The following is a 25,699-nucleotide window of genomic DNA, read 5'->3' on the forward strand; positions in this document are numbered from 1 at the left end:
CAGACGGCGAAGAGGGCGGTACGTCGCATCGAGGGGGCCTTTCCGGTGATGACGGCTGGATTCTGCACAACGCCGGCCGGCCGCATGTCGCTTCGCCGCCGGCCCGACCCCACCCGTACGGATGCGGCCAAGCGGGTGCGCGTGCCACCGTGGCGCGCGGGGTCCGGCCGGCGGTGTGCCGCGCCGGCGGTCGGGTCGGTCACGTCTGCGTTTCCACCCACACCGGTCGCCGGAGCAGATAGGTGCCCGCGATCGAGACCAGGACGGCCATGCACGCGATGAACACCAGCCCGGCGCCCTCCAGACCGAGGGGACCCACCAGCACGCCGACACCGATCACCGGCACCGAGATGCCCGTGTAGGCGACCACGAACAGCGCCGAGATCACCGCCGCCCGTCGGTCCGCGGGGGACGCCTCGGCCACGGCGGACAGCGCCCCGCGGAACGCCAGTCCCTGCCCCGCGCCGCCCACGACCGCGCTCAGCACCACCAGCGTCAGTGACTCCCACCGCAGTGCGCCCGCGAGCAGCGCCAGTCCGGTCAGCAGTGCGGCGCAGCCCAGGGGCAGCGACCGGCCGACCCCCACCCGGACGACGGCCGACTGCCCGGCCGTCGAGGCGAAGAAGGCCAGCGCGACGACCAGACCGCTCACCGCGTGGTCGTTCACGCCGAGGGACTCGGCGAGGAACGCGGGGCTGACGGAGGTGAACACCCCGAACAGCGCGAACCCGACGAACGAGGCGATCGCCGCCGGTCCGAACACCGGCCGTACCTCTGGCGGCAGGCTGGGCCGCTGCGGCCGTACGGTGCTGAGCGGGGCCCGGTCGCGCACGGTCTCCGGGAGCCGCGTCACGACGGCCGCCGAGCCGGCCACCAGGGCGAGATGTACGGCGAACGGCAGGTACAGCGGCCAGGCGGCGTACTGGGCGAGCACTCCGGCGAGCAGCGGACCGCAGCCCAGCCCGCCCATGTTGGCGGCGGTCGCGACCAGCGTGGCCCGGGAGGCGCCGCCGGACGGAGCCAGGTCCATGACGTACGCCGTGGCGGCCCCGGTGAACAGACCGGCGGACAGTCCCGACATCAGCCGCCCGGCGTACAGCCAGCCGAGTCCGGTGGCGGACAGGAAGCAGACGGCGCTCGCCGCCGCACAGGCCAGGCCCGCCAGCAGCACGGGGCGTCTGCCCACGGTGTCCGAGGCGTTGCCCGCCAGCAGCAGCACGCCGATGACTCCGAAGGCGTAGACGGCGTACACGACGGTGACCGTGAGCTCGGAGAAGCCGAACTTCTCCTGGTAGAGGCCGTAGAGAGGGGTCGGCAGCGTGGTGCCGGCCATGCACACGGCGAAGACGGCTCCGCCGAGCAGACAGGGCAGCCATCCTCGGTGATCGCGGTCCATGCCGGCGACAGTAGTCCCGCACCGGACGCGGCCGGGCCCCGACGTGCCCTGCGTGCCGTGACATCCCGCGAGTTCGGGACAGCCGAGTGACCGGGCAGCCGGGCGCCGGGTCGCTCGAACCCTCCGCGTCGAGGGGCGGTCAGGCGCCGGAGCGGTCGCGAGTCGGAGAGTGCGGACCCGGGCGGCGTCCCTACGGGGAGCCGAGGCCCGGGGCCGGCCGCGCTCCTCGGACCTCCGGTGCTCGAAGATCTGCCGTCCTGCCGATTTGAATCACTCAGCCACTGGAATATTGACTTTCGGCTTGGTGAGCCAGAGGATTCCGGGGGTGACGCACTCCGCCCCAGGGGCCGCCGGCCCGGCACTTCCCGCCGCCCTCGACGAGTCGGCGCACCGCTGCCTCGTCGCGGGCTTCGACGGTACGACCACCGTCCCCGACAGCCTGAAACGGATCGTCGACCGGGGTCTGGGCGGGGTCATCCTGTTCACCCGCAACGTCCGCGACGCCGACCAGGTGCGCGAACTCACCGCCACCCTGCGGGCGTTGCGCCCCGACCTGCTGATCGCCATCGACAACGAGGGCGGCGGCATCGGTCACCTGGTGGCCGCGGGAGCCCCCGAGGTGCCCGGCTCCTGGGCGCTCGGCGCCGCCGACGACCCGCGGCTCACCGCCGCCTGCGCGGACGCCCTCGCCGGGCACCTGGTCTCGCTCGGCATCACCGTCTCCTACGCTCCGGTCGCCGACGTCCAGCGGCGGCCCGAGAACCCGATCGTGCGCACCCGCGCCTTCGGCGCCGACCCCGCGCTCGTCTCCCGGCATCTGCGCGCCTGGATCGCGGCCACCGAGGCGCGGGGCGTGGCCTCCTGCGCCAAGCACTTCCCCGGCCACGGCGGGACCGTCACCGACAGCCACCATGAGCTCGCGGTCGACCCCCGGCCGTACGACCGGCTCGACCTCGCGCCGTTCCGGGCGGCCGTCGAGGCGGGCGTGCCCATGCTGATGAGCGCCCACGTCGTGTTCCCCGCCCTGGACCCGGACCGGCCCGCCACCCTCAGCCCGCGCGTCCTCTCCGGCCTGTTGCGCGACGAACTCGGTTTCGACGGCGTCCTGGTGAGCGACGCGCTCGAGATGAAGGCCATCGCGGACCGCTACGGCGAGGCGGCAGGCGCGCGTCTGGCGCTCGCCGCGGGGGCCGACCAGGTCATCGTCGCCGTACCGGATCCGGAGACCACCCTCGCCTGCCGGGACGCGGTGCTCGGCGCCCTGCGATCGGGAGAGCTGGCCGAGGAGCGGGTGACGGAGGCCGCGGAGCGGGTCCGGCGGCTCGCGCTGCGGTACGCGGCGCCGTACCGGCCGGGTGAAGTGGCCGCGTGGGACGCCGGGGCCGGACTGGCCGCGGCGCGGCGGGCCGTGCGCAGCGGGGGGCCGGTGCCGGTGGCGGGGCCGGGCGCCCATGTCGTCGACCTCTTCCCGACCCCGCATCCCGCCCTGAACTGGGGCGGTGAAGACCTCCTGACCGCCTGGCACACCCTCGATCCCACGGCCACCGGCACGGCGGTCGCCGGAGGGCCCCAGGACGCCGGGAAGATCGTCGAGGCCGTCGTCGGGGAGGTGCTGCGGGCGGCCGAGGGGCGGCCGCTGGTCGTCGCCGTGTGCGACGCCGGGCTGTACCCCTGGCAGGGACGTCTGCGGGACGCGCTGCTGGCCGCGCGGCCGGACGCCCTGCCGGTCTCCACCGGGTTGCCCGAGCCGGGCAGCGCGGTGTGCGCGCACGGCAGGGGCCAGGTGAATCTGCGGGCGGTGGCGGAGGTCCTGACGGGCCGCACGTCCTGACCGGGGCGGAGTCTCCGGGGCCGGAGTTCCGGCCGGCCCCGGCCTTCGCCCTTCGGCGGCCCGTTCCCCGGGGCCGCGCCGGTCCCCCTGGTCGTTCACCTCCCGGGGGCTCGCGCCAGGTCCGCTCCCTTCTCGTCGATCAGTTCGGTGATCCCCCTCGCCGTGAGGTGCGCCGCGTCCTGGGCCTGCCGGGCCAGGACCACCGCCGGCCGGACGCCTTCCTCGCGCAGGCGCATCCAGGCGTCGAAGAACGCGCCCCCCGGGCCCGAGACCGAGCGGGTGGACGGCGTGCAGTCCAGGACCAGGGCCGTGCTGCGAGGTGCGGGCGGGGTGGCCGTGGCGCGGAGTTCGGCCACCGTCTCCGACAGGGCCTCGGCGATCGGCTTGGGGCGGCCCGTGGAGTCGAACAGGCCCAGGGTGTACTCCAGTTCCGGGAAGTCCGCCAGGGAGCGGTCGACGTCGTGGGAGCACCACCAGGTGACGCCCCACAGCCGGGCGCAGCCGGCCGCGTTGCGCAGCGTCGCGCGGGCGAAGCCGGGTGCGTCGGCCGCCGGGATGTGCGGTTCGGGCGCCCCGGTCTCCTGGACCCAGACCGGCCGGACCGGATCAGTGGCGTAGGCGGCCGCCAGCTCCGTGCCGTACTCCGCGAGCCGGCGTGCCTGCGCGAGCCCGGGATCGAAGTCGTGCCAGGCGTGGAACCAGCCCCGGCGTGGGGTGTAGTTGACACCGAAGCGGAGCTGCGGCGCGGGCTGGGGCGTGTCGATGGCGTCCTCCTCGCGAGACGGACCTTGCCTGCGGCGAATGTATCAACCACCATGGGCTGCGATGAATAGTGATTTGAACCAAGACCACTCTCTTGTGGTCGGCCTCGACGCCGGCGGCACCCGCACCCGTGCCGTCCTGGCGGACCTCGCCGACGGCCGGGTGCGGGGCCAGGGCACGGCAGGGCCGGGCAACGCGCTCACCGTGTCCGGCCCCGAGCTCGCCGACCACCTCACCGAGGCGCTCGCACAGGCCGTGCCCGAACCGCTGCGCGGGCGGGTGACCGCCGTCGTGGGCGGCTTCGCCGGAGCCGGTCACCAGGGTCAGGGCACCGGCGAACCCGGCCGGGTGCGAGCCCGCACCGCCCTGTCCGCCGCGCTCGCCCGGCTCGGCGTCACCGCCGCCGCGGTCGAGGTGCACAGCGACATCGAGACCACCTTCGCCACCGCCCCCGGGCACCCCGCCGACGGCCTGGTGCTGGTGGCCGGGACCGGCGCGGTCGCGGCCCGGATCGCCGCCCGGGTACCCACCGCGACCTCGGGCGGCGACGGCTGGCTCCTCGGCGACGACGGCAGCGGCTACTGGATCGGCCGCGCGGCCGTGCGCGCGGCCCTGCGGGCGGCCGACGGCCGGGGCGCCCCCACCGTCCTCGCCCGTGCGGTCGGCCGGGAGCTGGGGCTTTCGCCGAACGTCCTGCCCCCGGAGGCCTACGGCGTCGCGGACACCGCCGCCTGGAGCGCGGCCCCGCGCACCGCCTTCCGCGCGCACCTGCTGCCCGCCGTCATGGACCGGCCGCCGGTCAGACTGGCCGACCACGCTCCCCTGGTCGTCCGGGCCGCCGAGGAGAAGGACACCGTCGCCGCGGAGATCCTGCGAGAGGCCGCATGCCGGCTGACGGATACCGTGACGGCCCTGGCGCCGCATCCGGGCGAGCCCCTGGTCGTCACCGGCGGCCTGCTCGCCCCGCACGGCCCCCTGCTCACCCCGCTCACGGAAGCCCTGGCACCCTTCGCGCTCGCGGTCACCCCCGTGTCCGACGGCTCCCCGGGCGCCGTGGCCCTGGCCCGTCTCGCCCACCGCACCGCCCGCTGACGGCCCCCGCGCAGGGAAGTACCCCTCCGAGGCCCCCCGGCCGCCCGACAGCCGAACTCGTCCGGTAGCCGAACTCGCGGCCCGCCCACCACATTCCCCGCCGACGGCCCCCGCGCAAGGACGCGTGGTGCCGGTGGGGGGCAGGTGCCAGGGGCCCTCCCCGAGGCGGGGGTGCACGGCTGGGTGCCACCGTGGCTTCTTCCGCAGGAACCGCCGGGCGCAGACCGTAGAAGAAGTCCATGCTGTCGAGCTCCCCGGAAGCGTGACGCTTCCGCGAACGCGTTGCCGCCCGGGGGTTGCCCCCGCCGGACCGGGGCGGTGACCGCCGCACACGGGTCCGGCTCCAGCTCCGGGACGGGCTCGGGTACTCCTCCTGCACCACCAGCTCGTTGCCGACGTCCCCTGGCCGCGGCAGTTCCCGGCCTCCCTCGGCGAGGGCGCGCAGACTGCTGACGCCTCCGCCGCGTGCGGGGTCGACCGTCAGCTCGTAGAAGGCGTTGCGGATCGTCGTGCCGCCGCCGGCCGTCCAGCCGGGCACCCGGCCCTCGGCGAGGGAGAGCGCCTTGAGGCCCAGGCCTGGCACCTCGGGTACGACGACCCGCAGTTCGCCGTCCTCGACCACCGCGGGCAGCGGGAGACCGTCGACATCGAGCGGCACCAGACCGGGGTCGGCGACGGTCAGCACGTCCCGGCGGGGCCACGTGGCGGAGTTGAGGACGACCAGGTCGGGCGCGGCGCCCGTGAGGTTGGTGTTGGGCTCGTTGTAGGTGCCGCCCATGATCTCGACGCGGCCCGTGCGGATCAGCCGGCGCAGGAAGGCGCGTTCCTCGGGGAAGGCGTCCGGGTAGGGCTTGAGGTAGTCGACCTCGGCGAGCACGAAGGTGTAGGCAGGGTCGCGCCGGGCGAGGTCGCAGTGGGCCCGCACCAGACTCATCCCGGACTGGCCGCGCGAGTCGAAGGTCCGGGCGGGCAACCCGGTGACGGCCGGGTCGTCGGCGACGTCCCAGGTCTCGGTACTAGGCGGCCTGGGTGTTCCACCAGACGGGGTCGTAGTGGAAGTGACTGACCAGGAACATCGTCCAGCCGGGCTCCGCGGCCGTGAACTCGCCGGTGAGGACGGCCCGTCGGGGGCCGTCGACGGCGGTGACCGTGATCTCGCGGCGCTCGCCCGGGGCGAGGCCGTCGACGGCCCCGGGTATCTCGGCGCGTGCGCTGCCGTCCTCGCCTGCGGTGACCGCGCACTCGCCCACGCTGCGGATCCCGGGGCCCGCCACGCTCAGCCGGACCGGGCGGCCGGGGTCGTGCTCGACGGCGACGGTGACCACCTGGTGGGGCTCGTCCCGCGTGCCGGTGAAGAGCTCGGTCGACTCGACGGAGATGGCACGCATGGAGCTCCTCAGGAGTGCGCGGGGGCCCCATCCTGGCACCGCAGGGTGGTTCAATCAACCATTTCTTGTCATATTGGTTGGCTCAGTCATGCAGGGCCGGTCGGCTCAGCGCATCCGCCGGGACTTCACCGCGTGCGCGCCGGCGATGTGGTCGGTCAGCGCGAGGGAGGCGCTCGCCCGCTGGTAGGACAGCTGGCCGACCCGCACGTAGAGGCAGTCGATGAGCATGAGCACCGAGTGGCGCGCGCCGATGCTGCCGGTGCGGAAACTCGTCTCCGAGGAGGAGGAGATCAGCCGCACGTCGGCGGCGCGGGCCAGCGGCGAACGCGAGTCGGCGGTGAGCGCGACCGTGGTGGCGCCACGCTCCTTGGCCAGCTCGAACGGCTCGATCGTCTCCCGGGTCGCCCCCGAGTGGGAGATGCCGATCGCCACGTCCGCCGGGGTCAGCAGGGCCGCCGAGGTGGTCGCCGCGTGCACCTCCGTCCAGCCGCGCACCGCGCAGCCGATGCGGAACAGCCGCGTCTCCGTCTCCTGGGCGACCGCGCCGCTGCCCCCGACGCCGTAGACGTCGATGCGCCGGGCGCGGGCCACCGCCTGGGCCGCGCGCTCGACCGCGTCCAGGTCGATCCGGTCGATGGTCTGCTGGACGGCCCGCAGGTCGGCGGTGCCCACGACCTGGACGACCCGCTCCAGGCTGTCGTCGGGGGAGATGTCCGGGCCGATCTCGGCGCTGCCCCAGTCGGAGGCCTCGCCGCGGCCGCGCTCCTGGGCCAGTTCGATCAGCAGATGCTGGTAGGAGTCGAGGCCGATGGCCCGGCAGAAGCGCGTCACGGTGGCCTGGGAGGTCCCGGTGCGGCGGCCCAGCTCCGCGGCCGAGCAGTGGGTGACGGCGGCCGGATCCTCCAGGATCAGCTCGCCGACCTTCCGCAGGGAGCCGGCCAGCCGGGGCAGCTCGGTGCGGATCAGGGTGGTGACATCGGTCGAGGGCATGCGCAGAAGGTACCAGCCACCCGTTGGGCCGACTCTTGAATACCACGACCGGGACGCCGCCTGTGCCCGGGCGCTCGCGCGACTCTCGCGGCATTGCCCGTCTCGCGGCGGCTGTGATTTATTGATTCACTGAATGCGACTTGAGGGGTGGTTGAAGCCACCAGTGGGGAGTCCCAGGTGTCCGGTGAGTCCGCCAACGAGTCCGTGTCCGAGCCGGTGAGCGCCGACCGCTTCGCACGCGAGGGCCTGGCCGTCCTGAACCGCCTCACCGGGGCCACCCGCGCCGACGTCGGCGCCGCCGCCGCGCTCATCGCCGACTGCATCCGCGACGACGGCGTGATCCATGCCTTCGGCACCGGCCACTCCCAGGCCCTCGTCCTCGAACTCGCCGGCCGCGCCGGGGGACTGGTGCCCACCAACCGCATCAGCATGGCCGACCTCGTCCTCTACGGCGGCGACCGCCCCGGCGTCCTCGACGACCCGCTCCTGGAACGTGAACCGGGCATCGCGCTGCGCCTCTACGAGCTCGCCGCTCCCCATCCCCAGGACCTGTTCGTCATCGTCTCCAACTCCGGCGTCAACAACGTCGTCGTCGAGATGGCCCTGCACGCCAGGGAACGCGGCCACCGTCTGCTGGCCATCACCTCCCTCAGTCACACCCGGTCCGTCTCCGCCGCCCACCCCAGCGGCAAGAAGCTCGTCGACCTCGCCGACGTCGTCCTGGACAACGCGGCCCCGCGCGGTGACGCCCTCCTCGAACTGCCCGGCGGCGGCGCGGTCTGCGCCCTGTCCACGCTGACTGGTGTGCTGCTGGTGCAGATGACGGTCGCCGAGACGGCGGCCAGGCTCCTCGCCTCCGGCGACCGCCCCCCGGTCTACGTCTCCGCCAACGTGCCCGGCGGGTTCGAGGGCAACCTGGAACTGGAGAAGCGGTACGCCGGCCGGATCCGACGCCCCGCCAGTTAGGGCCTGAGGATCAGACGGGGGCCGGCAACCGCCCTCGGTCGAACCACTCCTTGGTCGACTCACCGCTCGACAGGGCCACCAGCGCGACACCCAGGACGCCACCCGCGGCCCAGGCGAAGTGGTACGCCAGGCCCGCGACCGGGCCGCCCAGAGCGATCACCCATCCGACGGCGACGGCGCCCCTGCGCACCGCGCCCCCGCCGTCGGCGAACCTCGCCGAGATGACCAGCGCCGTCACCGCGAGCACCGCGCACCCGGCCGCCGCCGACAGCAGCATGGCGAGGGCCAACCCGCCCATGGCGCCCGACTCGAGGACGGCGGCGGACGCGGTCAGCCGTACCGCGCCGACGATGCCCGACAGGCCCGAGGCCATGAGCAGAGCGCGGGCGTATCTGGCCGTGCCGGGCATTCGGGTCATACGGGATCCTCGGGCCGTGCGGACGTCGGTCGCCGACGGCGTCGGACGCGGCGGGTCGGCCGGGCCACCGTAGTCGTCCGGGCCGTCGGACCGACACCCCCGCGGCGAAGGCGCCGACGGCCCGTCGCGAACCGCCCGAAGCGCGACATCGCGGGCCGGCGTCCCCGGACGCCATGTGACGGCCCCCATTGCACTCATGGCACGGAGCGGCGAACCTCTCCTCGCACGAATTTCCGAGGAACTGTTATCCGGCGCGCCCGCAGGGATCTCCCATGCGACGGACAACAGCGTTCGGCGTCGAGGACAGGGAAGTCGCAATGAGCACACGGCACACGATGGAGGCGGTGGCGCTGGTCACCGCTGCCCGATCGGGCGACCAGGCGGCCCAGGACGCGCTCGTCGGTGCGTACCTGCCCCTCGTCTACAACATCGTGGGCCGGGCGTTGAACGGCTCGGTGGACGTCGACGACGTCGTACAGGACACCATGCTGCGCGTCCTCGACTCGCTGGAGACGCTGCGCGATCCGGCCAGTTTCCGCTCCTGGCTGGTGGCCGTCGCGATGAACCAGGTCCGGGCGCACTGGCACCGGCAGCAACCCGCCCAGGGCGCCATGGAGGAGGCCGACGACGTCGCCGACCCGGGTGCCGACTTCGTCGACCTGACCATCGTGCAGCTCCAACTGTCCGGCCAGCGGCAGGAGACCGCACGGGCCACGCGCTGGCTGGAGCCCGACGACCGGGGGCTGCTGTCGCTGTGGTGGCTGGAGTGCGCGGGCGAACTGACCCGGGCCGAGATCGCCGAGGCCCTGGCCCTGTCGCCGCAGCACACAGCCGTCCGCGTACAGCGGATGAAGGCACAACTGGAGGCGGCCCGCGTCGTGGTGCGGGCCCTGGACGCACGCCCGCAGTGCCAGGAACTGCGCGGCGAACTCGTGGGCTGGGACGGCCGGCCCTCGGCCCTGTGGCGCAAGCGCACGGCCCGGCACGCGCGCGGCTGCGCACAGTGCTCGGGGCTGTGGAGCGGGCTGATGCCCGCCGAGGGTCTGCTGGCCGGCCTGGCGCTGGTCGGGGTGTCGTCCGCGCTCCTGGCGAGGATGAACTCCGCCGCCGGCACCGCGGCCGTGGCCGGCTCGGCGTCCCCGCTCGCCGGGAGCGGGGACAGTGACGGGCTCGTCCGGTCGGCGAACCACCGGGCCGCGGGAGGACGGACCGCCTCCCGCAGCGACGCACGGCGCAGACGACGCACCCGCCGCAGGGCGGTCGGCGGTGCGGTCGTGGCCGCCTGTGTCGCGGGCGGCGGCTTCTACTACTTCGGCACCCCACCCGACAGCGGGACGAGGGACAGCACAGCCGTGCAGCCCGCGGACGACGCGCTCGTCCCGGACGCCCCCACCGCGGACAGCGCCCGCAGCAGCTCGCCGCCGCCGTCACCTTCCGCTTCCCCGACGGCGTCCGCTTCGAAGTCGCCGAGCGCGAGCACTTCGCCGACGACCGGCGCCGGCCGGACCAGGTCCGCGGCGGCCCCGGCGAAATCGACTCGTCCCACACCGTCCGCCTCGAAGACCCCGGCCGCCGAGGCGGGTCCGTCCGACCGGGCGAGCCAGGTGATCGCACTGGTCAACGAGGAGCGGGCGAAGGCGGGGTGCGGCCCGCTCACGGAAGACCCTCAACTGCGCGCGTCCGCCCAGGGCCACTCCGACGACATGGCCGCCCGCGACTTCTTCGACCACACCAACCCCGACGGCGCCGACCCCGGCCGGCGCATCACGGCCGCCGGGTACCGCTGGTCCACCTACGGCGAGAACATAGCCAAGGGGCAGCAGACGGCCTCGTCGGTGATGACGTCCTGGATGAACAGCGAGGGCCACCGGGCGAACATCCTGAACTGCTCCTTCAAGAACATCGGCGTGGGGATCCACGACGGGACCGGCGGCCCGTGGTGGACGCAGAACTTCGGCGCCAAGCTGTGACCCGGGCGGGTGACCCCGGACGGATGATCCCGGGCGGGTAGGTGACGCGGGTAGGCGACTTCCCCGCCGCGCTCACCCCTCGCCCGGCGGGACGGCCGGTGTCAGGTGGCCCCCGGGATCCCTCAGGAGTTCGGCGTTCGCCCCGTCGGCCAGCATGCGCCGCACCGCGGGGGCGGGCATCCGGACGACCACCGGCTCCGGCAGGGTGACCTCCTGCACGGCCGTCGAGCGGCGGCCCGCACGCACCCGGTCGCTCACCTCCGCCACCACCCGCACGTCCAGCGTGAACTGCACCAGCACGGACTCGGACTTGGGCTTGTGCAGCGGTATCGAACCGGCCGCGCCCGCGGCGGTCGCGGTGGAGCCGCCGGAGCCGTCCACGGCGCCGAGGAACTGGTTCAGCCGGAACTCGTCCGCGTTCAGCACCCCCGCACCGAGCAGGCCGCGCGCCGACCGGCCGTGCTCGTTCGCCTGCTGCCCGTCCGACCCCGCCGGGCGCGGCGCGTCCAGCCCGCTCTGCGCGACCGTCTCGAACGTCATCTTGTCGCCCACGCCCAGCACCCGGCCGCCGCGCAGCCGGGCGTGCAGCGAGGCCCGCAGATCCTGGCCCGACGCGCCGGTCGCGTGGACCGGAGGAAGGTCCACGCCCGCCGCGGTCAGCAGCGGCAGCGCCGCGATCAGCCACTCCGTGGAGACGGCCTCGCGCAGCAGGTGGGAGGCCGCCTCGCCGCCGGTCCGGAACCGCGCGCCGCCACCCGCCCGCCGGACCGCGTCGTCGACCGCCTGCCGCACCCTGGGCGCCCCGCGGAACCCGTTGACCTGGGCCTCCATCGGCAGCCGGACCCCGGAGGCACGCCAGGGGCCGAGCCGGTCCGCCCCCGCGTCCTCGGCGGCCACGGCATGCACGCCCGCCTGCCGGGGCGGTACGGGGGCGAGCCGTGACAACGCGCGCAGATCCGCGGCCGGCACGCGGTGGGTCAGGCTGAGGTTCCTCAGCGGCGCCAGGGCCACCCGGCGGTCGCCGGAGAACACCTCCAGGGTCGCCTCGATCGGAACGTGCATCCGGGCCGACGGGACCGACGACGCCTCGGCGACGGTCTTCACGCCCAACTGGGCGCGCCCCACGCTCGCCGAGCGGCGCGAGTCACTCGCCGCGAGACCGAGGCCGGCCGCCGCTCCGAGACTCTTCAACTGCCCCGCGCCGCCGTCCGGTTTCCCCGACCCGGCCAGGACCGCCTCGACGCCGCGGGTGTCGCTCTCGTCCCGGGCGGAGGCCCGCTGGGCGGCGGCGGAGGTGATGTACTCCATGTCCCGGCCGTCGGCGGCGGTCTCCATGTAACTGCCCCGGCCGGTCCTGCGGATCCGGAACACCGCCCGGTAGGGCCGTCTGCGCCCGTCGAACAGCTCGACGCCCACTCCGCCGTCCATCGCGCTCGACAGCAGGCCCGCCGAGCCGTCCCGGTCGAGCACCCGCAGCAGCCGCTGCACGTTGTCGTTGCGGTCCGTCAGACGGGTGCGCGGCAGCAGGTCGTCGGCGAGGGAGGCCCCGAGGCGGCCCCGCACCCCCTCCAGCAGCGGCACGAAGTCGGGCAGATCCTCGATCATGCCGAAGCCGAGCGGAAGCGACTCGGCCAGGGCGGGAACAGGGGCCGGGGGCACCAGCGACGCGCTCCCGGAAGCGCCGCCGCGGGCCGGTGTGCCCGCCGCCGAGGACTGCGCGCGCTCCTCGGAGCGTGCCGCCGTCCGCGAGGACTTCCCGGACGTGCCCTTCGGCGTCGTTCCCGATCCGGTCGCCGTGTCCTCGGGGCGTACCTCGCCCGGTACCTTCAGCCCCGCCGCCCGCAGCTGACGCGCGGTCATCCACACCCCGACGGCCGCCGGCACCGTACGGCCCCCGCGTGCCACGTACGGGCCGCCGCCCGTCACCGCGACCTCGGCGATCATGCGCACCACCAGATCGCACCGCACGAGATGGAGCGGGCTCTTGCGGGAGGTGTGCGCGTTGCGTTCGACCGTGCCGACGAGCGTGGACGCCTCCGTGTCGCCGCCGCCCAGGCTCCGGCCGGCCGCCACACCCTGGGCGAGACGCCACTCGGCGCCGTTCTCCGCTCCCGTGAGCCCGCCCTGCACGGAGATGTTGTGGCCCGTGCCCTCCTGTCCGGTGACCTGGTGGCCGCCCAGCACGAAGGTCTCGGTGCCCGCTCCCGTGCCCTGGTGCACGACCTGCGGACGGGTCAGCGCGAACCGGGTGCCGACGGCGCCGGTCAGCCCGGCCAGCCGCCGCGCGTGCCGCAGGTTCTGCACCACCCAGCCGGCCGAGACGGCCTGCCGCAGCGCCGCGGTCACCGCCTGCGGGCTGAAACGGTCCTCGATCGCGAGCCGCGGTGCGAGGCCCTCGGTCTCCAGCGCCCTGTCCTCGCGCGCCTCCCGGTTGCGGGCGGCGGCCCGTGCCAGCAGCTCGAAGGCCAGATCCCGCACCGGCTGTCCGTCGCCCACGGTCTCCACCAGCGTCCAGTCCCGCACGCCCCGCCCACCACCCAGCTGCCGGGCGGTCAGACCGGCCAGGTCTCCGATGCCCGCGGCCGCGAACTCCGTCCGCGTATCGCGGTGGCCCGCCGTGCGCGCGGCGGCCGTCTCGTCCAGGCGCCGCTTGGCGTCGCCGTCCAGAGTGAACGCGCTCGGGGTGAGCAGCCGCACGTCCTGCGCGTCGAGGGGCAGCGACCCGACATGCTCGGCGGTCGGCGCGTCCCGGCCGGGGGCGCCGGGGGTGAGCGCCCGGGCCGCCTTGCGCTGCCGCGACGTCATGGTGACGTCGACGTTCAGGCTCAGCGCCCCGCCGAACACGCTCGCCTCCTCGGAGCCGTTGGTCAGGACGTCCGTGCGCAGGGTCGGCCCGGCCTGTCCGCGCCGGGTCGTCGTACGGCCCTTCTCGGCACGCGCCGACAGGGTGAGGGCGCCGGGAACCAGCCGGAACTGGCCGAGTGCCATCCCGCCCACCGTGCGGGAACTCGCCCGCCCGCTCTGGAGGTTGCTCGTGACGCCCGCGTGGCTGCGGACGAGCCAGTCCTCGGTCTCGCCGAGGTGGCCGGTCTCCCGCAGAGAGCCGGTGACCTTCAGCTGGACGTCGTGCGTGTGGAAGCGGGACTTCCGGCGCAGCCGCACACGGATGCCGGTGGACAGCAACTGGTCCTTGTTCACCCGCAGGTTGGTCTCCGACAGCACGGCGACCAGCTCGCGGTAGTTGCGCCGCTGCACCTCGGCGTCGTCGGCGCCGAGGTCGCGCGGCTGCTCCTCCTCGCCGAAGGCGGGAAGATAACCCGCCAGCCGGCTGTCGGTGGCGAACATCCGCGTCACGGCCCGCATCATCGGCGCGGTGTCCAGCCGGCTGATCGCCACGCTGGAGCCCATCGCGCCGAAGGGCAGGTGCCGTACGTCGTCCTCCGCGTCCCGGCCCTCGGCCCCGGCCGCGCGCTCACCGGTCTCCGCCGGGTCCTGTCCGGTCGCCCTGGCCGTCTCCTTGCCCTTGCCCCCCACGTCCGCCCCGGGGCGTCGCGCGGGCTTCACGAACGCGCCGGCCGTCACCCCTTCGGGCAGCGGCAGCCCCAGTTCCTGCGCCTCGTCGGCCCGCAGCGAGACCCACACCCGCATCGTGTGGTGCGCGGTACGCCCGCCGCCCCGTGCCCTGGTCAGGGGCGAGGTGAGGCCGGTGCCCTCGACGGTGAACAGCACGCTGCCGAGATAGAGCACCTTCTCGCCGCGGACCTCCGCCCCCTGTCGGCTGGACACCGTCTGTTCGGCCACGGTGAACCGTGCCTTGCGCGCCCCCGCGACGGGCATGACGGTCCCCCGGACGGCGGCCGCGTTGCCGAGGACACCGAACCCCGCCGCCGGACCGACGCCGAAGGCACCGCCCCGGCCCTTGCCCGCGGTGTCCGTCACCGCGTGCTGCGTCTGCTGATGGGTGCGCAACTGCGTCTTGCCGGTGCTCCAGCCAGGGGCCAGTCCGGTGATCGCGGCCCGCATCCGGTAGGTGCCCGTGGTGGTGCCGTCCCTGCTGGTCAGATCCTCACCGACGACCCCGTCGCGCAACAGTCGGGGGAGGTCCTCCAGCACGGTCGCGGTGGCGGTGGCCTCGTAGAGCCGGGCCCGGCCGGGAGCACCGGGCCAGGTCAGGGACGGGTGCAGCGCGGAGGCGACCGCGTCGAACAGCCCGCCGCCGCCCTGGTGCGGGGCGGCCGGATCCGAGACGGCGAGCGGGGCCAGGGAGTCGGCCAGGGAAACGGCCCGGGCGGTCTCGGGGGCGACCGGACGCGGACGGGGCACCGGGCCCGCGGCGGCCGGCACCAGGTGCTCCACCGGCACCCGCATGGTGAGGGAGCCCGACCCGCCGACGTTGCGCGCGGAGCGCTCCCCGTCCTTCAGGATCCGCAGGTTGTAGCGCACCCTGCGCGGCACCTCCACCGACCCCTTGTCGCTGCGCAGGACACGCGGCTCCGCCATGTTCCGCTGGGCGCGGGAGTCCCGGGACGACTGGAAGGGCTGGGCGTTGACGGTGGCCGCCCCGCCGGCCCAGACACCGGGTGCGACCGGAGCCATCCCGAACGCGGTGAACGCCACGCCCTTCGAGGCGGACGCGTTCGTGCTCTGGGCGACCGTGGCGGCCGAGTTGTGCTGCACATCGACCTTGGTGGCGGCGCCCTCGCCGTCGAGTTCGGCGGGGGAGAAGACGCCCGGACGGTCGTCGTCGCCGGGTAAGACGCTCACCGTGACGTCGTAACGGTCCGTGCCGCGCGACCCGGTGACCGCGAAGGCCCGGCCGCGCCCGTAGAAGGACTCGGGCCGCCCGGCGAGCTCCGCGGCGATCTCCGCGACGACGCCGTCGCGGCGCCCGACGACCTCGGCCAGGGCGGTGGTGACGAGATCGTGGCCGGTGAGCCCGTACGCCGTGGAGAGTCCCGCGGCCTCCATGTCCCGCAGATACGGGGGGAGTTCGAGGGCGTCTTCACCGGCCTCCGCGATGGCGGGCGGTACCTGCGGGGCCCGGCGGCGCGCGGTGGACGGGCCGGCCGCGTTCAGGGCGGCGACGGTCGCCGCGTTGCCCGCGGTCTGCTGAAGCCCCAGCAGGGGGTTGTGGGTGCCGCTCCGACCTGACCACCGGGGTGCGGTGATCGCCCGCGGGGCCCCCTCTCGGGCACTGCCGTGACGGTCGTCGCCCGCCTGTCGCTGTTCTCGCACGCGCGTCAGCGTAAGGAGGCTCCGGACGCCGGACGGGCTGCGCGCGAAGTGTTCAACTGCCGTACGCCCAAAGGTCGCCGGCCCCACCGGGACGGCCGGTCCCCGGTGACCCGGACCGAGCCGTCCGGGGGAGATCCGCTGACGAGGCGGCACGACCCACGCGCCCGGACACGTGCGTCGGCCCGCCGTCCGGCGAGGACCCGCTCCCTGCCCCGTAACCTGGTTCGGGTGTCGTCCTCCCCCCTGCAACGCGTCGCCGTCCTCGTGCTCGAAGGGGCCAAGCCGCTCGACGTCGGCATCCCCGCGCAGGTGTTCACGACCCGGGCGAGCATGCCCTACGAGGTGCGGGTGTGCGGGGCGGCGCCCGGCCTGGTGACCGGCGGCGACGGCCTGTCGTACCACGTGGCCCACGGCCTCGACGCGCTCGACCGGGCCGACGTCGTGTTCCTGCCCGGCTACCGCTTCCCGGACCGCGACGACCCGCCGCGGGCGGTGCTGAGCGCGCTGCTGGCCGCGCACGCCCGGGGCGCCCGGCTGGCCGCCATCTCCACGGGAGCCTTCGCGCTCGCCGCCACGGGTCTGCTGGACGGCAGGCGCGCCACGACCCACTGGCACTACACCCGGGCCCTTGCGGCGAAGCACCCGCTCGTCCAGGTCGACGAGAACGTCCTGTTCGTCGACGAGGGCAGCGTGCTGACGTCGGCCGGCGCCGCCTCGGGCATCGACCTGTGCCTGCACATCCTGCGCCGCGACCTCGGCGTGGCCGCCTCGAACCACGCGGCCCGACGACTGGTCGCCGCGCCCTACCGCAGCGGGGGCCAGGCGCAGTACGTGCCGCGCAGCGTGCCGGAGCCGCTGGGCGAGCGGTTCGCCGCCACCCGGGAGTGGGCGCTGCACCGCCTGGACGAGCCCCTCACACTCGAGACGCTCGCCCGGCACGCCGCGGTCTCGGAGCGCACCTTCTCGCGGCGCTTCGTAGAGGACACGGGCTACACGCCCATGCAGTGGGTCATGCGGGCCCGTATCGACATGGCCCGTGAGCTGCTCGAACGTTCCGAGCGCGGCGTCGAGCAGATCGCGGGCGACGTCGGACTCGGCACCGGAGCGAATCTGCGGAGCCACTTCCAGCAGATCCTCGGCACCACACCGAGCGAATACCGGCGCACCTTCACGAAAGGCGAGTGACCCGGGAACCGGGGACCCTGCGGGCCGCGTGGCGGGATCCTTTCGAACCATGGCGCTCTCGCCCAGGCCACACGGGGCCGCCGGACGCGAGGCTGGTGGCGAACCGACGGGAAGGGACCCCACTCATGACTCGCATCGCCGTCAACGGATTCGGCCGCATCGGCCGCAACGTGCTGCGCGCGCTCCTCCAGCGCGACAGCGACCTCGAGATCGTCGCCGTCAACGACCTCACGGAGCCCGCCGCCCTCGCGCAACTGCTGGCCTTCGACTCCACGGCGGGCCGCCTGGGCCGCCCGGTCGGCGTCGACGGCGACGTCCTCGTCGTCGACGGCCGGCGCATCAAGGTGCTCGCCGAGCGCGAACCGGCCCGCCTGCCGTGGGCCGAGCTGGGCGTCGACCTCGTGCTGGAGGCGACCGGCCGCTTCACCTCGGCCAAGGCCGCCCGCGCCCACCTCGACGCCGGCGCCAGGAAGGTGCTGGTCAGCGCTCCCTCGGACGGCGCCGACGTCACACTCGCGTACGGCGTCAACACCGACGCCTACGACCCGGAGCTGCACACGATCGTCTCGAACGCCTCGTGCACGACCAACGCGCTCGCCCCGCTCGCCGCCGTCCTCGACGACCTCGCCGGCATCGAGCACGGGTTCATGACGACCGTGCACGCCTACACGCAGGAGCAGAACCTCCAGGACGGCCCGCACCGCGACCCGCGCCGCGCCCGCGCCGCCGGCGTCAACATCGTGCCGACCACGACGGGCGCCGCCAAGGCGATCGGCCACGTGCTGCCCAACCTCGACGGCAAGCTGTCGGGGGACTCCATCCGGGTGCCCGTTCCGGTGGGCTCGATCGTCGAGCTCAACACGACCGTCGCCCGCGAGGTGACGCGCGAGGACGTGCTGGCGGCGTACCGCACCGCCGCCGAGGGCCCGCTCGCAGGCGTCCTCGAGTACTCGGAGGACCCGCTCGTGTCGTCCGACATCACCGGCAACCCGGCGTCGTCCATCTTCGACTCGGCCCTCACCCGCGTCGACGGCCGCCACATCAAGGTGGTCGCCTGGTACGACAACGAGTGGGGCTTCTCCCACCGCGTGATCGACACCCTCGAACTCCTCGCGGCACGCTGACCGCTCGCCGCGCCGATCCCGACCCGCCGGACCACCACCTGCCACCCGCCACGGAGCGATCCGTACACGGACGGCGGGAGGACGGTCCGGCACGCCACGACACCCTGCCCGCCGGTGATCGCCGACGAGCGCGCGGCCTCATCACCACCGGTCCTCGTCCCGGAGCTCCCCGTCCCGAAGACTCCCGTCCAGGCTGCCGGTCAGGACACGCTCGCTCGGGTCGTCCCGGTCGTCCGGTGGCCGGTGGTGGTGCGCAGGTCGACCGCGAGCGCGTCGAGCCACACCTCGATGTCCGTCAGGAGGGACTGGACCGACGCCGGAGCCTCGGACGGCAGGGAGGGCGGCGGCGTCAGCCGGACCGGGACGCCGCCCGCGGGGAAGTCCGCCGCCCGGACGATGGCCGCTTCCGCTTCCCCGGTGACCTTCCGGGCCCAGTCCAGGGCGACGGGAGGCAGCCCGGGCCGGCGGTCCGTCCGTGGCAGCCAGTAGGCGCCGACCAGGACGCGTGAGCCGACGTTGAGGGCGGCGAGGTAATCGGGTTCGGCCTCGGGTGCGGGCCCTCTTCCGTGCGAGTGGACGCGGGTCCGGGCGGAGGGTTCCGTGCGGTACTGCGCGTACGAGCCTTCCGCCATGCGCAGCCGGTGGCGGGTCAGCCGCAGGGCCCGGTCCGCCGTGCCGGCGTGCCCCGCCGGGCCGTCGCCGGTCACTGCGGCGGTGGTGGCCCGCACCACCGGAGCGGCGGCCCGGAGCAGAGCCGTCATGCTGCGCCGCGTCTCCGCGCGGGCCCCGAAGGGCCAGGCGAGCACCCCGCACAGCAGCCCGACGGCGCTGCCGGTCAGCACATCCACCACCCGCATCTCCGCGAGCCGCCAGGTCACGGGAGCGATCTGCGCGAACGCCGTGGACACGACCAGGGTGAACAGTCCCTGCGCCCAGGCCGGCCCTTCCAGCGGCCCGGCCGCGAAGGCGATCAGCATCATCGGCACGAGCAGGTACGCGTACACCTCGGTGGCCCGGCCCGCCCCGATGAGGAGCAGGCCGGCGGCGCACGCACCGGCCAGGGTGCCCACGACGGCCGCGCGGACGGCGGACCAGGTGGCGACCGCCGTGGTCCGCGCCAGGGTCAGCACGGTCAGCAGCACCCAGAAGCCGTGCGACAGGTCGAGCGAGCCCGCCACCAGACGGGCGAGTGCGAGCCCGCACGCGCTGCGCAGCGCGTTCTGGAAGACGACGGAGCGCCGCGTGAGATTGCCGGTGAGCCGGACGGTGAAGAGGCGCACCGTCGGGATCCGCGCGTACCAGAACTGCTCCCGGGGCAGGCCGTACACCGGCCGCCTACCGCCGAAGGCCAGGGCGACGGCCGTACGCACGGTCACGGCCGAGACCGCGATCGTCAGCACGGTCGACTGCCGCAGCAGCACCTGGTGCGGGCGGGAGGAAGGCCCGGTGGGGCCACCGTCGCGTGCGGCCAGGAACTGGGCGACCATCTCCTCGACCGGCTCGGGCCCGGCACCGGGGCGCCTGCGGCGCAGTGCCTCGGCGGTGGCGGCGCACGCCGCCGCGATGCCGCCCAGCAGATTCTGCGAGGCCGTGTCCGCGGGCGCCGGGTGCAGACCGGTCAGCGCGGCCAGCTGGTCCACGAGCCGCCGGGTCGCGGACCCGGCCTGGGCCAGCGCCCGGTCCTTCCGTCCCGCCCCGGTCGGGCGTGCGCCCGCCGGCTGCTGTGAGAAGCGCAGTCCCCGGCCGGCCTCCCTCAGTCCCTCGGCCAGGCCGGGCTCCGGAGCGGCGCCGCGCATCAGGGAGCGGGCGGCCCGGGCCGCGAGGTCCAGGGTGTCGGCGATCCGGTCGCCGTACGACGGGTCCGGCGGATCGGGGAACACCGCCACCTCGCACACGAGGAGCGCCGTCCCGCCGAGGGCGACCCCGGCCAGCCGGTGCGGCAGGGTGTCCGGTGCGAAGGGCGGGAAGCAGGCGAGGATGTAGAACAGCTGGAGGCCGGGGACGGTGCCGGCCAGCCGCGGTCCGCACAGCGCGCCGAACGTCAGCACGAAACCGACGAGCAGCATGCCCGCCACGGCCGCCCAGGTGTCCACGGCGAGAGCCGTGCCGGCGGCGGTGAGGACGGCGGCGGCCGGCCAGGCCCGCAGCACGGTCGCGGCGCGCCTTCGCCCGGAGCCCGGCACCGGCGAGAGGACGCCGAACGCGATGGGCGTGAACAGGGCGTAGACCGCGGTCACCGGCTGGTCGAGGAGGTACGCCGCCGGATAGAACCCGGCCGCCGCCGCGACCGTGACCCGCGCCGCACGCCGGCCGGCCGCGACCGCTTCGGCGAGCGAGGGCCGCTTGGGCATCCAGCGCTCCTCTCCGCGCACCACCCGAGCATCGTCCGCGGCTTTCAGTGTCGCGCGGGCCGGGTGCTCACGCAGGCCGGGAAGCGGAGATCGACCGGCCCGCTGCGGGGTAGGCGGGGGAGGAGTCCGAGGAAAGGAAGACCATGACGACGTACGTGATCACCGTGCCCGGCACCTTCACCGCCGAGGTCGGGCAAGAGACCCGAGCGCGGCTGAACCAGGCCCTGCGCCCGGTGGATCCGCACCGCACGCGGCTGGGCGACGCGGAGGATCTCGACCCCCTGACCGTGAACGAGGACGACACGTTCACCATCCGGCTCGCCGTCGAGTCGGACAGCGTCCCGCACGCCGAGGAGGACGCGCGCAGGCTCGCGGACTCCGCACTGAACGCCGCGGGTCTCGACGACACCAGCGCGCCCCTCGGGCCGGCGGTGATCACCGGCATCGACTCCGACATGTGAGCCGGCCGCACAGGGCTCGGGGCTGCGGGCGGCGGCAGGTGTGCGAGGGAACCGGCGAGACCCCGGACCACCCGGGTGCGCCTGCCGCCTGCCGGCCGCCCCTCGGTCAGTGGCCGCCCCGCCCGTGGGTCAGGCGCTGCCAGACCGCCCCCGCCATCGCCGCCTCGCCCTTGGCGTTGGGGTGGGCGGGAGCCGCCGGAGACGTGGGCCGCAGCGGCTCGATCCACCGGTCCGCCGGGGACTTGCACATGTCGTGGCCGATGGTCGGACCGTAGGTGTCCACGTACTCCGCGTGGTTCCAGCGAGCCACCAGACGGAGCATCAGGTTGAGGTGTCTGCCGGTGTCCCGGAGGTAGGGGAAGTCCCGGGTGGCGAACGGAACCGCGGGCGCACAGCCGCTGCCGTCGTCGGGCAGCAGGTCCGGGTAGCCGACGACGAGGATCCGGGCGTGCGGCGCCCGGGCGTGCACGGACCGGAGCACCTGGTCCACCTTGGGTGCGGTCCGGGCGATCGCGACGGTGAGCTGATCGACGCCCGTGGTGTTGTAGTGACGCTGGCACGGGTTGCCGGTCGGGTCCTGCGGGGCCAGCTGGGCGCAGGTGCCGATGATGGAGCCGAAGCCGATGTCGTTGCCGCCGATCTGGACGGTCACGAGGTCGCTGTTGCGGTCCACCGCGTCGAGCTGGGGGCCGTTGGTTCCCTGTGGTTTCCACATGTGCTCGGTCGTCGCCCCGGCACAGCTGACGTCCTTGAACGTGGCCGACCGCAGCCGTCCGGCCACGATGGAGGGGTAATTGCTGTCGGAGCGGGCGCAGTAGGCGTCCACCTGCCGGGGAATGAGGGGACCGGAGGTGTAGGAGTCGCCGAGCGCCACGTACCGGGTGCCGCCTTTGCCGCCGCCGCCCCCGTGCGCCGCCGCGGGAACCGCGGAGGCGGCGATCAGGGCGCAGCTCCCCAACGCCGCCAGCAAGGTGACGCTCTTTCGGCCCCGACCGGACCGTGCTTCCGTGCGTACGTCGCGCTGCATCGCGTTCCTCCCCCTTGAAGCCCACGCCTCGCCGTCGGCGCCGTACCGTACGGTCGGCATCCTGTTCGACTCGGCTTGTATACCGCCCGGTAGGTCACCGGGGCCAGAGCCGGGAGCGAACGGGTTGCCGGGGCGGGCTCCTCAAGCTGTCCGGCCCGGTGGCCGCGCCGGACGTCGCCTGACCCGGTGGCAGGTGCCGATGCCGTGCAGCAGGTTGACGACCAGACTCGCCGCGAACTCCTCGGGCACGAGGAGGTCCGGCATCCGCAGGCGGTGGTAGCAGGCGCCCCACAGCTGGTCCACCAGTACCTCGGGTCGGCGTCGGGGCGCAGCCGTCCGTCCGCGCCCGCCGCATCCGCCGGACCGCCAGTTCCCGCCGCGGGCCCCAGCCGGAGCCCGAGGCGTCGGCCGACGCAGGGTCACCCGGCCCCGCAGGTCGGGCGATTACTCCACTCGGGGGTGGTGAGCCCCCGATCGGCGGTATGCCGACCGCTCCGGGCTTCCCTCCCCACGTCGAGCCGCGAGGATGGCCGTGACTCACGCCATGGCGGGAGTGAACCGCGAGTACCAGGAGAAACACACCTGTGACCATCCTCAACGGCCCGGAGCAGTCGGCCACCGCCCCTTACGACAGCGAAGTCCCGGTACGAGGCAGGCAGCCCGGCAATGTCGTGGTGAAGTGGATGACGACCACCGACCACAAGACGATCGGCACCCTCTACCTGAGCACGTCCTTCGTGTTCTTCGTGATCGGTGGCGTGATGGCGTTGCTGATGCGCGCCGAACTGGCCCGCCCGGGCCTACAGATGATCTCGCCCGAGCAGTACAACCAGGCGTTCACGATGCACGGCACCGTGATGCTCCTGATGTTCGCCACCCCCCTGTTCGCCGGCTTCACCAACTGGATCATGCCCCTCCAGATCGGTGCTCCGGACGTGGCCTTCCCGCGGCTGAACATGTTCGCGTACTGGCTCTATCTCTTCGGCTCCTCGATCGCCGTCGGCGGCTTCCTCACTCCGCAGGGCGCGGCCGACTTCGGCTGGTTCGCCTACACGCCGTTGTCCGACGCGATCCGCAGCCCGGGCCTCGGCTCCGACATGTGGATCATGGGCCTGGCCTTCTCCGGCTTCGGCACCATCCTCGGCGCGGTCAACTTCATCACCACGATCATCTGCCTGCGCGCGCCCGGCATGACGATGTTCCGTATGCCGATCTTCACCTGGAACGTCCTGCTGACCGCTGTCCTGGTCCTGTTCGCCTTCCCGGTCCTGGCGGCCGCGCTGTTCGCCCTGGAGGCGGACCGCAAGTTCGGAGCCCAGATCTTCAACCCGGCCAACGGCGGCGCGTTGCTGTGGCAACACCTCTTCTGGTTCTTCGGCCATCCGGAGGTGTACATCATCGCCCTGCCGTTCTTCGGGATCGTCACCGAGATCATCCCCGTCTTCTCCCGCAAGCCGATCTTCGGATACATGGGCCTGGTCGCCGCGACGATCTCGATCGCCGGTCTGTCCGTGACGGTGTGGGCGCACCACATGTACGTCACGGGTGGCGTGCTGCTGCCGTTCTTCTCCTTCATGACGTTCCTCATCGCCGTCCCGACGGGCGTGAAGTTCTTCAACTGGATCGGCACCATGTGGAAGGGCTCGGTCTCCTTCGAGACACCGATGCTGTGGGCGACGGGCTTCCTCGTCACGTTCCTCTTCGGTGGTCTGACCGGTGTCATCCTGGCCTCCCCGCCGATGGACTTCCACGTGTCCGACTCGTACTTCGTGGTGGCGCACTTCCACTACGTCGTCTTCGGCACCGTCGTCTTCGCGATGTTCGCCGGCTTCCACTTCTGGTGGCCCAAGTTCACCGGCAAGATGCTCGACGAACGCCTCGGGAAAGTCACCTTCTGGACGCTGTTCGTCGGCTTCCACGGCACCTTCCTGGTCCAGCACTGGCTGGGCGCCGAGGGCATGCCGCGCCGGTACGCCGACTACCTGGCGGCCGACGGCTTCACCGCCCTGAACACGATCTCCACGATCAGCTCGTTCGTCCTCGGCCTGTCGATGCTGCCGTTCCTCTACAACGTGTGGAGGACCGCCAGGTACGGCAAGCACGTGGGCGTCGACGACCCGTGGGGCTACGGCCGCTCCCTGGAGTGGGCCACCTCCTGCCCGCCGCCGCGCCACAACTTCCTCACCCTGCCGCGGATCCGCAGCGAATCCCCGGCGTTCGACCTGCACCACCCCGATATCGCCATGGCCGAGGCCGAGGCTCATGGGCTCCGCTGATGACCAGCCGGGGACAGGCATGGGCGAGATGTCGAGACAGGACGCCGTAGGCGCCCGACTCGGAAACGAGGCGGAGGGATATCTCCTGTGGCAGGCCACGATCGCGGTCGCGGAGGAACGCGCGCGTGAGTTCGTCCGGCCCATGGACTGGCTGACCACGTCCCAGCGTGTGGAGATCGAACGCCACTACGTCACCGACAGCCTCCAGCGCGCCCGCCAGGACCTCGAACGGATCGCCGCGCGCTGTGTGTCGCTACGAGGGGAGTACGAGCTGCGCTACCGAAAGCTGCGGTTGCGCTGCATGGCCGGGGCGCTGGCCCTCTGCGCCGCCCTCACCTTCGCGACGGCCGTGTCCCTGACCCGCTGAGGACGCCGTCCCGCGAGGCCGTCGCCACCCCGGCGACGGCCGCCCCCGGCTTCACGCGACGGTAGTTCTTCCTGCCCCTGCTGCACATCGACAGCATCGCCCTGCGCATCGACAGCATCGCCGGCCTGGTGGAGAACGTGACCGCCGCCTGGGACGACGCCGTACCCGGCTCGACCACGAGGGGCCCGATGGACCAGGACGATCCCGCGCAGGTCGCCGACCAGGCCTTCGAGGCACGGTCCGCCGCGTCCGGGCCTCACCGCACGTCGTACGTGTGCGACGGCTGCGCCGCGGCCGTGCTCCGCCTGGTGTCCGGGCAGACGAAGCGGTAGAGACGCACCCTGAGCCGGGTCCGCACCGTCGACGCCGGAGGCCGGGGCGACACCGCCGCACAGCCCACCCGTGTCCTCGCCCTGGCCTGCGACAGCGTGCGCGTGACACGCAGGATGCGCTCGAGACCCGCTGCGCGCAGGGACTCGGCGACCTGTTCGTGGCGCACCGTGACGCACAGGAAGACGCGGTACCGCTCCGCGAACCCGCGCAGCCGTATCAGCAGGTCCATCAGGGAGGGCGACAGGAGCGCGGAGTCCACGTCCACGATGGCGGCAGGTGTGTCGCAACGCCGCAGCAGGGTGCGCACCTGTTGCTCGGCGGCCGACGCGTCGTCGGGGTCGACGATCCCGTGCAGTTCGATGACCCGGTGCGTCCGGTCGAGACGGTAACTCTTCACATGCAAGGCCCACTCCCCAGCAGAAACAGGACTGCGGTGTGGCCGCGTCCTGACCAGCCCTACGCCTGCCCCCTTCCGCGCCGGTCACACCCGTGCGGACGGCACGGGGGACGACCGGCGCGACCGCCGC

Annotated in this window: 17 protein-coding genes and 2 pseudogenes; 9 read left to right on the top strand and 10 right to left on the bottom strand. The window is 73.8% G+C overall.

Features of this window, described 5'->3' with window-relative positions; translation table 11 throughout:
* Nucleotides 1–199 precede the first annotated feature (199 nt).
* A complete protein-coding gene (locus OHS71_RS38410; protein WP_328483935.1) occupies nt 200–1,396 on the bottom strand; it encodes an MFS transporter in 1,197 nt (398 codons plus the stop codon).
* A gap of 325 nt (nt 1,397–1,721) precedes the next feature.
* On the opposite strand from OHS71_RS38410, the gene OHS71_RS38415 reads away from it, so the two are divergent.
* Nucleotides 1,722–3,227 (top strand): glycoside hydrolase family 3 N-terminal domain-containing protein, encoded by a 1,506-nt coding sequence (locus OHS71_RS38415; protein ID WP_328483936.1) that lies wholly within the window; start codon nt 1,722–1,724, stop codon nt 3,225–3,227.
* A 95-nt stretch (nt 3,228–3,322) separates the two neighbouring features.
* Here the strand turns inward: OHS71_RS38415 and OHS71_RS38420 are convergent.
* Nucleotides 3,323–3,883 (bottom strand): annotated as a pseudogene (locus tag OHS71_RS38420) (glycosyl hydrolase); the annotation flags it as partial.
* A gap of 169 nt (nt 3,884–4,052) precedes the next feature.
* Between OHS71_RS38420 and OHS71_RS38425 the strand changes: the two are divergent.
* Nucleotides 4,053–5,081 (top strand): N-acetylglucosamine kinase, encoded by a 1,029-nt coding sequence (locus OHS71_RS38425; protein WP_328483937.1) that lies wholly within the window; start codon nt 4,053–4,055, stop codon nt 5,079–5,081.
* Nucleotides 5,082–5,325: 244 nt separating this feature from the next.
* On the opposite strand, the pseudogene OHS71_RS38430 reads toward OHS71_RS38425, so the two are convergent.
* Together OHS71_RS38430 and OHS71_RS38435 are read right to left on the bottom strand one after the other, a co-directional pair.
* Nucleotides 5,326–6,469 (bottom strand): annotated as a pseudogene (locus OHS71_RS38430) (NEW3 domain-containing protein); the annotation flags it as partial.
* A 105-nt stretch (nt 6,470–6,574) separates the two neighbouring features.
* Nucleotides 6,575–7,459: a MurR/RpiR family transcriptional regulator gene (locus tag OHS71_RS38435; protein WP_328483938.1), complete on the bottom strand. Its 885-nt coding sequence runs from the start codon at nt 7,457–7,459 to the stop codon at nt 6,575–6,577.
* A 177-nt stretch (nt 7,460–7,636) separates the two neighbouring features.
* Between OHS71_RS38435 and OHS71_RS38440 the strand changes: the two genes are divergently transcribed.
* A complete protein-coding gene (locus tag OHS71_RS38440; RefSeq protein WP_328483939.1) occupies nt 7,637–8,425 on the top strand; it encodes an SIS domain-containing protein in 789 nt (262 codons plus the stop codon).
* Between the two features lie 10 nt (nt 8,426–8,435).
* Here the strand turns inward: OHS71_RS38440 and OHS71_RS38445 are convergent, their stop codons facing one another.
* Nucleotides 8,436–8,843 (bottom strand): hypothetical protein, encoded by a 408-nt coding sequence (locus OHS71_RS38445; protein ID WP_328483940.1) that lies wholly within the window; start codon nt 8,841–8,843, stop codon nt 8,436–8,438.
* A 317-nt stretch (nt 8,844–9,160) separates the two neighbouring features.
* Between OHS71_RS38445 and OHS71_RS38450 the strand changes: the two genes are divergently transcribed.
* A complete protein-coding gene (locus OHS71_RS38450) occupies nt 9,161–10,813 on the top strand; it encodes a sigma-70 family RNA polymerase sigma factor (protein WP_328483941.1) in 1,653 nt (550 codons plus the stop codon).
* A gap of 72 nt (nt 10,814–10,885) precedes the next feature.
* Here OHS71_RS38450 and OHS71_RS38455 read toward each other — a convergent pair whose 3' ends face one another.
* Complete coding sequence (locus tag OHS71_RS38455) at nt 10,886–16,048, bottom strand: hypothetical protein (protein WP_328483942.1); 5,163 nt, start codon at nt 16,046–16,048, stop codon at nt 10,886–10,888.
* Nucleotides 16,049–16,276: 228 nt separating this feature from the next.
* Between OHS71_RS38455 and OHS71_RS38460 the strand changes: the two genes are divergently transcribed.
* Both OHS71_RS38460 and gap read left to right on the top strand, forming a co-directional pair.
* On the top strand, nt 16,277–17,233 hold the full coding sequence (locus OHS71_RS38460) for a GlxA family transcriptional regulator (protein WP_328483943.1): 957 nt from the start codon (nt 16,277–16,279) through the stop codon (nt 17,231–17,233).
* Nucleotides 17,234–17,358: 125 nt separating this feature from the next.
* Nucleotides 17,359–18,357: a type I glyceraldehyde-3-phosphate dehydrogenase gene (gene gap, locus OHS71_RS38465; protein WP_328483944.1), complete on the top strand. Its 999-nt coding sequence runs from the start codon at nt 17,359–17,361 to the stop codon at nt 18,355–18,357.
* 200 nt (nt 18,358–18,557) lie between these two features.
* Here gap and OHS71_RS38470 read toward each other — a convergent pair whose 3' ends face one another.
* Complete coding sequence (locus OHS71_RS38470) at nt 18,558–20,708, bottom strand: FUSC family protein (RefSeq protein WP_328483945.1); 2,151 nt, start codon at nt 20,706–20,708, stop codon at nt 18,558–18,560.
* Between the two features lie 143 nt (nt 20,709–20,851).
* On the opposite strand from OHS71_RS38470, the gene OHS71_RS38475 reads away from it, so the two are divergent.
* Nucleotides 20,852–21,169, top strand: a complete 318-nt coding sequence (locus tag OHS71_RS38475) for a hypothetical protein (protein WP_328483946.1) — start codon at nt 20,852–20,854, stop codon at nt 21,167–21,169.
* Between the two features lie 106 nt (nt 21,170–21,275).
* On the opposite strand, the gene OHS71_RS38480 is transcribed toward OHS71_RS38475, so the two are convergent.
* Both OHS71_RS38480 and OHS71_RS38485 read right to left on the bottom strand, forming a co-directional pair.
* Nucleotides 21,276–22,196 (bottom strand): SGNH/GDSL hydrolase family protein, encoded by a 921-nt coding sequence (locus OHS71_RS38480; RefSeq protein ID WP_328483947.1) that lies wholly within the window; start codon nt 22,194–22,196, stop codon nt 21,276–21,278.
* Between the two features lie 141 nt (nt 22,197–22,337).
* A complete protein-coding gene (locus OHS71_RS38485; RefSeq protein ID WP_328483948.1) occupies nt 22,338–22,499 on the bottom strand; it encodes a hypothetical protein in 162 nt (53 codons plus the stop codon).
* A gap of 281 nt (nt 22,500–22,780) precedes the next feature.
* On the opposite strand from OHS71_RS38485, the gene ctaD reads away from it, so the two are divergent.
* Nucleotides 22,781–24,472, top strand: a complete 1,692-nt coding sequence (gene ctaD / locus OHS71_RS38490; protein WP_328483949.1) for an aa3-type cytochrome oxidase subunit I — start codon at nt 22,781–22,783, stop codon at nt 24,470–24,472.
* 28 nt (nt 24,473–24,500) lie between these two features.
* Nucleotides 24,501–24,839, top strand: coding sequence for a cytochrome C oxidase subunit I (locus OHS71_RS38495; protein WP_328483950.1), 339 nt, complete (start codon nt 24,501–24,503; stop codon nt 24,837–24,839).
* A 256-nt stretch (nt 24,840–25,095) separates the two neighbouring features.
* Here the strand turns inward: OHS71_RS38495 and OHS71_RS38500 are convergent, their stop codons facing one another.
* Nucleotides 25,096–25,569, bottom strand: coding sequence for an anti-sigma factor antagonist (locus tag OHS71_RS38500; RefSeq protein WP_328483951.1), 474 nt, complete (start codon nt 25,567–25,569; stop codon nt 25,096–25,098).
* Nucleotides 25,570–25,699: the final 130 nt, after the last annotated feature.

The sequence above is a fragment of the Streptomyces sp. NBC_00377 genome (genome assembly GCF_036075115.1).
GTDB lineage: Bacteria > Actinomycetota > Actinomycetes > Streptomycetales > Streptomycetaceae > Streptomyces.